This is a genomic window from Algimonas porphyrae (assembly GCF_041429795.1).
In the GTDB taxonomy this organism is placed as follows: Bacteria; Pseudomonadota; Alphaproteobacteria; order Caulobacterales; family Maricaulaceae; genus Litorimonas; species Litorimonas porphyrae.
In genome coordinates this window covers 327,044-339,038 of record NZ_CP163424.1, presented here as the reverse complement: position 1 = coordinate 339,038, position 11,995 = coordinate 327,044, and the positions used below count along the sequence as shown (strand labels likewise).

Genomic DNA, 11,995 nt, shown 5'->3' with positions numbered 1-11,995 from the left:
GCTATTCGACCGTAACAGACTTGGCCAGATTACGCGGCTGATCCACATCCGTGCCCAGAGCGAGTGCCGTGTGATAGGCCAGCAATTGCTGGCCGATGGCCTGAACGATGGGCGCACTGATCATGGGCGCAGTCGGCAGAACAAGACATGTATCGACCTGATCGCCTGCGGCAGCCTTGCCTTCGGCATCCGTGAATAGAATGACACGGGCCCCACGGGCCGCGACTTCCTGAAGATTGGAGACGGTCTTTTCGAACAGGCCATCCATCGGCGCGGAAGCGATGACGGGCGTACCGTCTTCAATCAGCGCGATCGGACCATGTTTGAGTTCGCCCGCCGCATAGCCTTCGGCATGAATATAGGAAATTTCCTTGAGCTTGAGCGCCCCTTCCAGTGCGATCGGCACCATCGTGCCACGACCGAGGAAAAAGGCCGAAGAGGCGCCCGCCAGCGTACCGGCAATGGTCGCGATTTCGGCGGCGCTTTTCAGCGAGTCTGCGACTTTCGTCGGCAGGCCCATCAGTTCGCGTACATGCGTGGCAACAGAGTCGGAATCGAGCTTCCCGCGCAATTCGCCCGCCCCGACCGCCAGACAGGCCAGGGCCGCGACTTGCGAGGTGAACGCCTTGGTCGAGGCGACCCCGATTTCAGGCCCGGCATTGATAGGCATGGCGACGTCCGCTTCGCGGGCCATGGTCGAGGTCATCACATTGACCAGTGCCGCCGTTTTCAGACCGGCCTCTTTGGCGTAGCGTAGAGCCGCCAGCGTATCGGCGGTTTCCCCTGATTGGGACACGACGATCATCAGGCTGTTCGGATCCAGAACCGGTTCGCGGTAACGGAATTCCGAGGCAATATCGATATCGACGGCAACGCCGGCAATCTGTTCAAACAGATATTGCCCGACCATACCCGCATAGAAGGCGGTGCCGCAGGCCACGATGACGATGCGGTTTATCTGGCCCAGATCGAGCTCTTCGGGCAATGACACGCCCATGGCGGCCAGATCCAGATAATGGGAGAGGGTCCGCGCCAGCGTATCGGGTTGCTCGTGGATTTCCTTGAGCATGAAGTGATCGAAGCTGCCTTTGTCGGCAATATCGTCCGCCCCGCGCACGACCGTGATGTCGCGCTCGACAGGCGTTCCGTTATCATCGAAAATCTGGATCGAATCGGATTCCAGAACGGCCCAGTCGCCCTCTTCCAGATAGATGAGCTGATCCGTCAGAGCCGCGAGCGCCATGGCGTCCGAGCCGAGATAGCGTTCGCCCTTGCCGATGCCGACAGCCAGAGGCGAGCCGCGGCGCGCACAATAGATGCGGTGCGGTTCGTCTTCGACCAGAATGCCGAGTGCATAGGCCCCGCGAAACTGTGCCAGCGCGCGTCCGACCGCATCCTGAATAGTGCCGCCTTGGTCAATCTCGTGATCGATCAGATGTGCCGCGATTTCCGTGTCGGTGTCGGATTCTAGATTGCGATGGGCGAGCTTTTCGCGAATTTCGGCGAAATTCTCGATAATGCCGTTATGCACGATGGCGACCCGGCCCGCGCGGTGCGGGTGCGCATTGGTGACGCTCGGCGCGCCATGTGTGGCCCAGCGCGTATGCGCAATGCCGACGGGACCATCCAGCGGATCGACCGTCAAGACGGCTTCGAGATTGACGATCTTGCCCTTGGCGCGGCGACGATCGATCGCACCATCGGCGGCAATTGCCAGACCGGCACTGTCATACCCGCGATATTCGAGCCGACGCAGACCAGCCATCAGGCGGGACGTGACCGTCTTTGAACCAATAATACCAACGATACCGCACATAGCGTCTTGACCTCGATAATTTGCGCCAGGCTGGAACCTGCTCAGCCGTCACGACGGCCCTTGGCGGGACCCCGTGGCAGCGCCCGTAGCGGCAGAAAGCCTGTAGAGCAATCCCGCGCTCGCACGGGGAGAACTTTCCCGGGACTGACCCTTAATCAGGGCGAAATTTGCGCCGTATCATGGCGATGCTTTCGCCATATGTTGACATTATGCGGTCACGCCCGGAAAAAGCGCCTTTTCCGATATGGTTCGAACCCTGAGCCCTGAAGCCGTGCCCTGAACTCTGATCTCTGACTGATGCCTCATGACCGATAATGCTACAGATTACGCCGTGCAGGCCCTCCAGGTCGAGCGCGATGGCCTGAATGCATTGATCAATGCCTTGGATGTGTCATCCGACCACTCGTTGCACGGTGCGTTTCAGGCGGCGGTTCGCCTCTGTCACGACATGCGCGGTCGCGGACAAGGTCGGATCGTCGTCACGGGCATGGGAAAATCCGGCCATATCGGACGAAAGCTCGCTTCGACCTTGGCCTCGACCGGCACACCGTCCCTGTTTGTTCATCCGGCTGAGGCCAGTCACGGCGATCTGGGCATGATCAGCCGGCAGGATATTGTGCTGGCTCTGTCCAATTCAGGAGAAACGCGCGAACTATCCGATATTCTGCAATATTGTGCGCGCTTCTCGATCCCGCTGATCGCTATAACGTCCGGGGCTGACTCCACCCTGGCCAGAGCCGCGACAACCACCTTGCTTCTGCCGGCAGCCGATGAGGCCTGCTCCGAGACGCTTGCGCCGACGACCTCGACGACGATGAGCCTGGCGCTGGGCGACGCGCTGGCCGTGACCTTGCTGAAGCTGTCGGCTTTCGGGGCGTCCGACTTCAAGACGTTTCATCCGGGTGGAAAGCTCGGCGCGGGGTTCCGGGCGGTCGGCGATATTGTCAGCCAAGGCATGTTGCCCCTGATCGATGCCGACGCGCCACTACCGGCCGCGATCGCGCAAATGAGCGAAAGCGGTCTGGGGATTGTCGGGATCTGCGACATGTCCGGTCGCTTGATCGGGGTCATTACGGATGGCGATCTGCGCCGCAATGCCGGGCGGGACCTGATGGCGTTGCGCGCGGGGGATGTCATGTCGTCCAGTCCGGTCACGGTTACGCCCGGTCAGCTTGCCGCCGAAGCGCTGGCCCTTCTGAATGAACGGCGCATCCAGGCTGTTTTTGTCGTGGATGGGGGCACGCCCGTCGGGTTGCTGCACATTCACGACTTTCTGAAGCAGGGAGTCATGTAGCCCGAACTCATGTGGCCAAGGTTTATGTGACCGGGCTCATATAGAGGGGTCATGTCGCGGGGCGTTCGTCCCAGCTGATCAGTTGCGCTTCGTCCGGGCCGCTCGCGATGACGCCGAACGCGCCCGTCCGCAGTTTCAGCGGCGCATCCCCCTGTGCAACATGATCGAAAAGATAGCGCGCCGTTCCATTGCTTGTCACGACCATCAGGTCCTGCGTCTGCGCGCGGCTTAACAGGTCCCGCCACACGGCGCTGAGCGCGGCGGCGTCAATCATCCAGTCCGGGTGGGGAATGCGGTCCGTGTCCCAGCGGGTCAGGGCGTCTTGTCCGATCCGGGCGATCACGTCATCTTCCGGCTGGCCTTCATCCGGACCGTAATCGATTTCGGTCAATCCGGTCTCGACAGCCCATCGATCCGGACGGGACAGACGGCTGAGAATGGCGTCCGCGGTCTGGCTCTGGCGCAGCAACGGACCGCTGAGAAGATGATCGAAACTCTGCCCGGCGAAATGCGCCCCCAACGCTTGTGCCTGTTCCTGTCCGGAACGGCTCAGCGGCAGATCCGTCCGTCCGCCGACCCGCAGCACCCTGTCGCCTCGGTCGAACGTATTGCCGTGCCGGACGACGACCAGCCAGCCCATTAGTGAGACATTCCGGCCAGCAGCGCTTCGGCGCGCGCCAGATCTTCCGGCGTATCGATGCCGGACAGGCTAACGGGTGCGGGATCGACGCGGGCGCAGCTGATGATCATTCCGGCTTCCAGCGCGCGGAGTTGTTCCAGCCCTTCCGTGCGCTCATAGGGGCTTTCCGCCAGCGCCATGAACTGTTCCAGCGCCGCGCGCCGATAGGCATAGAGCCCGACATGGCGCAAAACGGGGGATAGTTCCTCGTGCTGACGCCAGATTTCTTCCTTGCGGATCGCCGGGATGATGGTCTTTGAGAACCAGCGCGCGCGGCCTGTCGCGCCGTCGATGATCGCCGTGGTTCCGGAAAAAGGTGTGGTGCGTTTATCCGCCCGAAGCTGATCGAGCGCGGCCCAATCGAGCGGCACGACAGGCGTGGCCATGTCGGCCTCCGGGTCGTCCGCCAGATTGGCCAGACAATGTTCGATATAGTCGGGCGGCGTAAACGGCGCGTCGCCCTGCAGATTGACGATGATCTCCGCCGTCGGCGCGACCATGTGACAGGCCGCCATGGCGCGGTCGCTGCCGGACGGGCAATCCGGATCGGTCATGACGACAGGCAGGTCGTGCGCCTCGCAATGATCTCTGATGCGGTCATCATCCGTGGCTACGACATAAGCCCGGCCCGGTGCCGCGCGGGCGACGACATCAGCCGTTTCAGCTGTATGCCGCAGCATGCTTTTGCCGCCGATCTCGGCCAGTGGCTTGCCGGGAAAGCGCGTCGAACCATAGCGTGCCGGGATGACAATCAGTGTGCGGATATGCGCAGCTGGCGCGATCATCCCTGGACGGCCTCTCGCACACGTTTGAGCGTGCTCAGCAAATCCCGCGCGCTGGAGAGCGGCAGGCAGCTCGGTGCATCGCAGAGCGCCGCATCCGGATCAATATGAAATTCGAGGAATACGCCGTCCGCACCGCTCGCCACGGCGGCCTTGGCGATGATGGGGACCCCTTCGCGACGACCGCCCGTCGACGCGCCCGCCGTGCGCGGATCCGCGCCGGGCAACTGTACGGCGTGGGTCGCATCGATCGTGACCGGCACGCCCAGATCGTGCATTGCGCCGATTCCCAGCATGTCCACGACCAGATTATTATAGCCGAAACTACTGCCGCGTTCGCACAGGATCACGCCGACATCCGGGGCGGCTTCGCCAATCTTGGCAATAATGTTTTTTGTATCCCAAGGGGCCAGGAACTGAGCCTTCTTGACATGAATGACACCGCCCGCTGCCTGCGTTTCGCGCGCGATAGCGACGACCAGGTCCGTCTGGCGGCACAGGAAAGCCGGGATCTGGACAATATCGGCAATGGCCGCGACGGCCTTGGCTTGATCGGGTTCGTGAACGTCGGTGCAGATCGGTACGTCCAGCGCCGCCTTGATCCGCGCCAGATGCGCCAGTCCGGCCTTCAGTCCCGGCCCCCGAAAGCTCGTGATCGAAGAGCGGTTCGCCTTGTCGAAACTGGCCTTGAAAACGTAGGGCAGCCCGAGATCGACACAGATGCGTTTAAGTTCCGTGCCGACTTCCAGCGACAGGCCTTCATCTTCGAGCACATTGATGCCGGCAATCACGGCAAGTGGCGTATGGGTGCCGCCGATCGCCCAGTCGCGATCTGCCAGTTGGATCGGTGTCATGAAACGCTCCTTTTCATGGACGCAGACTTATGGCGCGAAGTCCGCGCAGGAAACCGCTAAATTCGGCAAGGGCGCAAGATTGCTGTAGCCAACAAAAGAAGGTGTCCGCAGGACACACGAAAGCCCGTCCAGGGCTTTTTCATTCTATTCACCCCGTATGGGGTGTCGTAGCGCGCAAAAATTGGTGTCCCCGCGAGGGCGCTTTGAGAGCCATTTGAGAGCCCCTCCAGCACCTTCGCAGGGACACCTGCTCGCGGGTTTATGGCTGTCAGTCGATAGACTGAGTAAGAGGTTGAGCGATGAAGGGGGATGTAAGCGTGTTCGCCGCAGGTACGAGACTGTACTTGAGCTCTGTATGGCCGTTCAGTTGTCGCTCGAGTGCGACGTCGAAACGGACAGTATGCGCAGCTGGCCCGGACACGTCCTGCGCCAGCACATCAGGACTAGCAGAAATTGTCAGGAATGTCGGGCCTTCCCCTTGAACGACGACGCATTCCAGCTGGAGATCGATCTGATGAAGAGCGGCGGCATGCGGAGCATCACTGATGAAGTCTGGCGCTGATGCGCTGGCGAAAGGGGCCGACATGAGCAGGGAGAGGAACGTAAATGCGAGTGCCAGAAGGGCGGCTCCAGCAGATCGGAAGGGATGGAATTTCATGGAAGTCTCCGGGCGAGTGTGATTGACTGTGTGCGTGTCGATGACCCCTTTTCGCGCATAGAGGCGTAAGGAAACAGACTGACAGATGTCAGGTTGCTCACCTTGAATTCCCTTTGCGTCTGGCCGTGAGCCGTCTGAGGCGGGCGCGGAACCGGGCGGGGACCGGGACAACGGTAACGATCGTCAGGCCGCGCATCAGATAGGCATAGTCTAAATATATGATCGCCCAGGTCGCAACCTTTCCACTATATCTGAGTGCGTCCATCCATCGCCTGACCTCTCCTGACAACTCCCCACGACGCAAACCCTGTTCATTGACCACGAGAATGTGACGCTCGACTGAACGCCGGTTCAAGCCAAGCCTCTGACGCATACGGAGCGCCGCATGTCGCGAAACAATCAACATTCCATCGCCTGATCGACGCGCCAGACAGAGCGCCACTTCCATCCGTGCGCGCGCTCCATCAGAGCTGTATCGCCCCACATGGGGCTCAACCCCTCGGTTCCGGCTGACCGCAGCCCATCGATGTCATAGAGCTTCCCGGCGATCTCCACCCAGACATGATCGAAATTCGTCCACGGCCGAGCCTCAGGAAATATGGTGCGTAGGATACGATAGAGCTCGAAACAGGAGCCGTTCTTGTAGACGAACGCCGCATCCTGAAAACTGTCCCGGATGGCCCCGATCACCTGAAGTGGCTCAGCTTCTTTATGGAAACCCTCTGCGGTCATCCACCGCCCGTCAGAATGAGCTCGCGGGCCTTCGTCGGACCGGACGCACTGATTTGGTAAGAGAGTTCGACCGGCTGCAGATCGCAGAAGGCGAAGATGTCGCGGACATCTTGCGTGTCATTGATAGAGAGAATGAACCGACCTTTCAGGGCTCGTAAACAGTCGGCCAGACGCTGGAAGTCCTCGCGCTGGAAAGGCGCATCATAATCGTCCTCCGAGCCCATATAAGGCGGGTCCAGATAGAAGAGCACGCCCGCGCGGTCATAGGTCCGGATGAACCGTTCAAAGTCCATCTGTTCGCTCATTGCCGAGACGCCTCATAATCTCTACGCCGAGGCCTTTGTGGGTATGGGCGGCGTGTTTCTGCGGCGTCGCAGCCGTCCCAAAGCTGAAATCATTAATGACGCGAACGGCGAAGTTGCCACCCTTTTCCGGATCCTGCAGCGGCATTATCCTCAATTTATCGAAGTGCTGCGGGATCGGATGCGCACGGCCGTGCGCTGACGTGGGCAGTGTGTTCTGCCCGGCTCGGGACATTGGCGTGTCCCAGCCCCCGCATTGACGGAAGCGCTGTCATGGCCTTTGATGTCCCGAGGAGCCCAATGAGGACGATGACCATGAAAATGATGATGACGGCGATCGCAGCGACCGCCCTTTTGACGGTCCCTGCTCTGGCGCAAAGTGGAGACGCGAAGACAGAGATCGTGTCGTATAGCTGTGAAGAGCACCGCGCACTGACGAGTCAGGATCTGTGCAGCACGCACAAGACGCTGAGAACGAGCCGGGCGCGGCTGGAGGGGATGCGCCAAGCCGCCACGCGCAAAGCCTGTCTGGCACGCGCCGTCGAGGCCTATGGGGAGAAGGCGTGCTTTCATAATTACAATAAACTGATCGATAAAAGCCCTGATGGTTATGCTGCTTGTCGAGCTGCTAAAGCTGCATGTGAGAGACCTAAGGACAACGTCAAACAGCCAGCACCGACGATCGACGTCTGGAAATAGGTCAACTGTTTCGCTCACGGCTGCAGTTCTTCCGTTGGAGGTTCAAGCTCCATTCGTGTTGAGAAGCGACCATTCGCGCCGCCCGATAATTCATGCTCAACCCGCCTGACGATCCATTCACCATGCGCGAGAGGGTCCTTTGTCGTGAAGACGACAACAGCTTCGGCTTCGACTTCAGGGTTGCCCGGCATCTCGATTGACAGGGTCGCCGTCTGCCGCGCCAGCTGCGCATGCTTGGATTGCGCGGCTTTCAGCGCTTCCGCCTCACTGCTGAACGGTGTGTTCATCGTGTAAGTCGGGCCGTCCGGGCCGAACCGGACCCGTTCACTCGTCTCCGTGGCCGAATTGATCCAGCGCGCCGAGACACCGGCAAACTTGCTGCGGTCCGGTGCGCGCGCCGACCAGCTGGAGACGCTGCCTTGGTCGATCAGCACTTTGTGAGCGTCCTTACCCGTTCTCGACACCAGTCGACCTCGTGGCACGAAAATCAGCCTCCCGCCGCTCGGCTTTGCCACTGCATCATATTGCTCGGCCAATCGCGTCAGAAACTGCAGGTCGCTTTCCGCGTCCTGCTCGATCTGGGCATAGGGGATCTGGACGGGAACGATCGCGCCCAGCGCGGCCGAGACGGCGGGCTCCAGCCCATATTCGGCCGCAATAGTGCCGACGATACTCGCAAAATCCTGCAGCGGCCAGCTGCGCGTCTTTGGGGCCTTCATCTCACCTGTCATGTCGGCCGCCTTGGCCCCGATGGTCAGCGTATGGGGATTGCCCGTGCTCTCGATCGTGTCGACGACGTAGAGCCCCATGGCGTATTGCGGCACGTCATATCCCATGCGCACAGCCAGCGTCATGCCCTTTGGCGGATGCTCGAGCGCATGATCGCGGTTAGAGAGTTTAAGAGTGATGCGATCGGACGTTATTCCGGCCTCATCCACCACCGTCAGACGCATCAGGTGATCCCCGATCTTGTCTGTGATGTCACGTCCATTGGCGCTGATCTGATAGACGGGCTTCATGACCAGAGCCTCACCCGCGAATCCGCGACGACGGGCGTGAAGGATGGCAGGCTGATGATGAGACCAGCGGGCAGAATGGGCGGCTGATCGCGCAGCACCGGATTGGCATCAAGCACAGCTTCAACCCGACCAACCGTTTGGCCGTAATGATCATGCACGATCCGGTCCAGCACATCGCCTTCGACAGTTCGGTAGGTCATTGCCCGCGCGCCTCGTCAGCGCCGCTGTAGCAGATCAGATGCACGGTAAAGGACTGCTTGAAGGCAATGCCGGATTCATCGATATGACTTTTCACTTCACTAATTTCGCGGACCGCCCACGATCCATGATTGAAGCCTCGGCCATCAACCAGCAGCATCGGATCACCCTGACCGGCTATGGCGTCCATCCGCGCGACCTGATCCAGACCGCCGCGAAAATGCGGGTAGATCACCCCTTCGAGCTGGATGGTTTCTGACCCGCGTCCCAGAAACTGCAGGGCTGGCCGACGTCCGACACGACCCTGTTCCGTCCAGTTGTAACGGCGCGTTCGCGTCAGGGTCTGATAAGCCGCTGTGCCGATGGCAAAGCGGAAGTCACCTAGGGCCAGCATTGTCTCGCTCATCGCAGGCCTGCCTCGGCGCGTCTGCGCGACCGTTCATCGAGAAACGGCTCGAGGCGGCGAGCCGCTTCCTCACCGTCGAGCACCCCATGAAAATGGGCCTCCAACCGGTCGCCTTCATATGTGTTCTGTGTGACGGGTCCGGACACAGGCCCGGCTGGTGCGGGCGGCTGCAGGCGCTCGGATGGTTCGACCGGACGGCCTGATGCATCGAAGCCTTCAGCCTCGGCAAAGGCAGACCCGATCGACGCTATATCATTGTCGTTAGCCGCGACGCCAAGCCCGGCCGCTTCGCTCTTCACACCCCGGATCCGGTTCCACAGATTACCGACCCAGCGGAACGGGGCGGCCAGTTTCTCACCGATCGCTTTGACGGCCTCACCCGCAAGCGATTTTATCTGCCCGAATAGATTGCCGTAAAAAACAGCCACATTCTTCCAGGCACGCGACACCAGCCCGATCGGCGACCAGCTGAAGATGCCCTTCAGCAGACGGCCAAAGCGCGCGCCCGCATTGGCCGCGCCTTCGAATTCGCCCTCCATCGGGCTTAGCAACCCACCGACCCATCGGACCGCAGCGCCGATTTGGCGTAAGCCGCCCATGACCAGGCGCAAGGGTGGGTTTATCCGGTACAGGAACTGACCAATGCGCGTGATGCCGGATCCGAATGCCATCACGGGCGGGCCGATTTCCGACCAGAGACCGCCAAAGAAAGCCTTGATCGGACGCCACGCCTTGTAAATCGCAAAGGCCCCCAGCGCGACCAGGCCGACGACGATACCAATGGGATTAGCGGTCAGGGCTAGACCGATCGCACGGACACCGATGGCCGCGAAGCGCAAAGCCCGGCCGAGCAACCCGACCTGGCGTGCGCCTGTGCCCGCCGTCGAAGCCCATGCCGCCATCACGCGTCCGGATCTGGCGCGAGCCAGACTTCCGCCAACTTCCGCAGCCGTCGATGCGCGCTGTGCAAGGGTGACGCCGATTATCCGGCCCTTGAGCGCATCATAGAAGGCGAGCATGCGCCTGTTGGTCGAGACCTGCATGGCGGCGTTCCATGCCCATGTCGCCGTCGTCGCAGTGCCCATGGCGAAGGCCGCGCCGATGATGAAGGTCGTCAGCACACCGATTGTGAGCCCCAGTCCCGGCACATTTTCGATCGCCCAGGTCAGACCTTTCAATGTCCCGCCGATCGCACGACCGACGACGCTGACGACCGGCATCATGTCAGACCCGATTGCGGTCACCAGCTGACCGATCAGCTGGCGACCCTGACGCCACATGCCATTTGTGCTGTTCAGGAAGCGCGCATATTCTTCATTGACCAGATCGGACTGTGCCGCGTCAGCCAGTTCGGCATGTCCGTCCCGAAGCTCCTCCAGCTTGCCGAGCAGCGGAACGATGGCGACCTTGCCTTCTTCGCCGAACAGCGTGCCCAGCAGATCGGAGCGCTCATCGACACTGAGCCCGTCCAGCGACGCCTCGAGATCAGCGAGCGTGCCGATCAGATCCAGACCACCATCCGCCCCGCGCCGCATGGTGAAGCCGAGCTCGTCAGCCGCCTTTGTCATGTTGCGCATGACAGCTGAAAAAGCAGTACCGGCCCGTGATCCCTGCAGCCCAGCCGTATTGAGTTGTCCGATGACGGCGGCTGTCTGAACCAGATCAAGACGGGCTGAGGCCGAGGCTGCCGATGCATATTCCATCGATGCGCCCAGCTGGCCAAAATCCCGGATCTGATACTTGAACTGGGTGCGGGCATAGATGTTGCCGATCTCGGTCATCTTCTCTTCGGCCGAGCCCGTCATCTGATCGCCGAGGTTATTGAAGGTCGTCGCGACAATCTCGCCGACCTGACCACTCTGGCCGCGTGTAATCTTGGACAGCTTGTGGACCATGCGCGACCCAGCCCGCGCCACATCCTCTTCCAGGCTGGCGCTGTTGAGCGCATATTCGATATCGATCAACTCGGCTTCATCGGCCAGGCTATCTCTCGCAAAGGCCTGAGCGGCGGTTCTCGATCGTCTGACAGCGGCGTCCTTGTCGCCATCACGCGCATTGATGACGGTGCGAAGGTAAAGTCCCTCTTCTTCCCGGTTACCTTCAGAAACCAGGCCAGTACCGGCAATGGCAAGCCCGCCCATGGCCACAGCCCTGCCAACTGTCGTCCGATCAAAGCCAGCGCCGATCGCGTCATGATTGCGCCGCTGCGCATCGCCCAGCGCGCGTGTCTTGCGTGTGACGTCATCAACTTCGTCGGCATAGAAACCAGCCGCGCGGCGCGCCGCATTATAGCGCCGTTGAACCTCTTCAATACCTCGGTCCAGACGTTCAGAACTATTGCCGAGACCCTGCTGCTTTCGCTTCAGCTCATTGAGAAGGCGACCGTAGCGCCGCGCTTCGCGGCCTTGTCCGAGCCGGTCATTGACCTGCTCGATCGCCGTGCCGATACGCCGCTGGTTTGTAACAGCCCCGTCTGTGGCCTGCTTGACGGACGGCGAAAGCTGTCCTGAGATGAGGAGCCCGACTTTGATCAGCTTGCTGCTCATATCGCCTCCT

The 11,995-nt window shown here is 60.9% G+C and carries 13 protein-coding genes and 1 pseudogene; 3 read left to right on the top strand and 11 right to left on the bottom strand.

What is annotated here, in order from left to right; translation table 11 throughout:
- Nucleotide 1: 1 nt before the first annotated feature.
- Entirely contained in the window at nt 2-1,816 is a 1,815-nt protein-coding gene (gene glmS, locus AB6B39_RS01720; RefSeq protein WP_284371225.1) for a glutamine--fructose-6-phosphate transaminase (isomerizing), read from the bottom strand.
- Between the two features lie 304 nt (nt 1,817-2,120).
- On the opposite strand from glmS, the gene AB6B39_RS01715 reads away from it, so the two are divergent.
- The gene (locus AB6B39_RS01715; protein WP_284371223.1) at nt 2,121-3,110 is read left to right on the top strand and encodes a KpsF/GutQ family sugar-phosphate isomerase; all 990 of its coding nucleotides are present in this window, start codon (nt 2,121-2,123) and stop codon (nt 3,108-3,110) included.
- Nucleotides 3,111-3,159: 49 nt separating this feature from the next.
- Here AB6B39_RS01715 and AB6B39_RS01710 read toward each other — a convergent pair whose 3' ends face one another.
- From AB6B39_RS01710 to AB6B39_RS01685, 6 genes are all read right to left on the bottom strand, one after another.
- Nucleotides 3,160-3,750, bottom strand: coding sequence for a histidine phosphatase family protein (locus AB6B39_RS01710; protein ID WP_284371221.1), 591 nt, complete (start codon nt 3,748-3,750; stop codon nt 3,160-3,162).
- Entirely contained in the window at nt 3,750-4,574 is an 825-nt protein-coding gene (locus AB6B39_RS01705; protein ID WP_284371218.1) for a 3-deoxy-manno-octulosonate cytidylyltransferase, read from the bottom strand. The genes AB6B39_RS01710 and AB6B39_RS01705 overlap by 1 nt, the downstream gene beginning before the upstream one ends.
- Entirely contained in the window at nt 4,571-5,425 is an 855-nt protein-coding gene (gene kdsA / locus AB6B39_RS01700; protein ID WP_284371216.1) for a 3-deoxy-8-phosphooctulonate synthase, read from the bottom strand. Before kdsA ends, AB6B39_RS01705 begins: the two co-directional genes overlap by 4 nt.
- 268 nt (nt 5,426-5,693) lie before the next feature.
- Nucleotides 5,694-6,083 carry a hypothetical protein gene (locus AB6B39_RS01695; RefSeq protein WP_284371214.1) on the bottom strand — a complete coding sequence of 130 codons (390 nt, stop codon included), beginning with the start codon at nt 6,081-6,083 and terminating at the stop codon, nt 5,694-5,696.
- A gap of 399 nt (nt 6,084-6,482) precedes the next feature.
- Nucleotides 6,483-6,815, bottom strand: coding sequence for a hypothetical protein (locus AB6B39_RS01690; protein WP_284371212.1), 333 nt, complete (start codon nt 6,813-6,815; stop codon nt 6,483-6,485).
- Nucleotides 6,812-7,120, bottom strand: coding sequence for a DNA adenine methylase (locus AB6B39_RS01685; protein WP_284371210.1), 309 nt, complete (start codon nt 7,118-7,120; stop codon nt 6,812-6,814). Before AB6B39_RS01685 ends, AB6B39_RS01690 begins: the two co-directional genes overlap by 4 nt.
- On the opposite strand from AB6B39_RS01685, the pseudogene AB6B39_RS01680 reads away from it, so the two are divergent.
- Together AB6B39_RS01680 and AB6B39_RS01675 are read left to right on the top strand one after the other, a co-directional pair.
- Nucleotides 7,089-7,292 (top strand): annotated as a pseudogene (locus tag AB6B39_RS01680) (DNA adenine methylase); the annotation flags it as partial. The gene AB6B39_RS01685 and the pseudogene AB6B39_RS01680 overlap by 32 nt on opposite strands.
- A 140-nt stretch (nt 7,293-7,432) precedes the next feature.
- Entirely contained in the window at nt 7,433-7,816 is a 384-nt protein-coding gene (locus AB6B39_RS01675; RefSeq protein ID WP_284371205.1) for a hypothetical protein, read from the top strand.
- A 14-nt stretch (nt 7,817-7,830) separates the two neighbouring features.
- Here the strand turns inward: AB6B39_RS01675 and AB6B39_RS01670 are convergent, their stop codons facing one another.
- Genes AB6B39_RS01670 through AB6B39_RS01655 form a run of 4 tightly spaced genes read right to left on the bottom strand, consistent with a single transcriptional unit; the run spans nt 7,831 to nt 11,985 of the window.
- Nucleotides 7,831-8,835 carry a phage late control D family protein gene (locus AB6B39_RS01670; RefSeq protein ID WP_284371203.1) on the bottom strand — a complete coding sequence of 335 codons (1,005 nt, stop codon included), beginning with the start codon at nt 8,833-8,835 and terminating at the stop codon, nt 7,831-7,833.
- Nucleotides 8,832-9,035 carry a tail protein X gene (locus AB6B39_RS01665; RefSeq protein ID WP_284371202.1) on the bottom strand — a complete coding sequence of 68 codons (204 nt, stop codon included), beginning with the start codon at nt 9,033-9,035 and terminating at the stop codon, nt 8,832-8,834. Before AB6B39_RS01665 ends, AB6B39_RS01670 begins: the two co-directional genes overlap by 4 nt.
- The gene (locus AB6B39_RS01660) at nt 9,032-9,439 is read right to left on the bottom strand and encodes a phage tail protein (protein ID WP_284371199.1); all 408 of its coding nucleotides are present in this window, start codon (nt 9,437-9,439) and stop codon (nt 9,032-9,034) included. Before AB6B39_RS01660 ends, AB6B39_RS01665 begins: the two co-directional genes overlap by 4 nt.
- Nucleotides 9,436-11,985, bottom strand: a complete 2,550-nt coding sequence (locus AB6B39_RS01655) for a phage tail tape measure protein (protein ID WP_284371197.1) — start codon at nt 11,983-11,985, stop codon at nt 9,436-9,438. The genes AB6B39_RS01660 and AB6B39_RS01655 overlap by 4 nt, the downstream gene beginning before the upstream one ends.
- Nucleotides 11,986-11,995 lie beyond the last annotated feature (10 nt).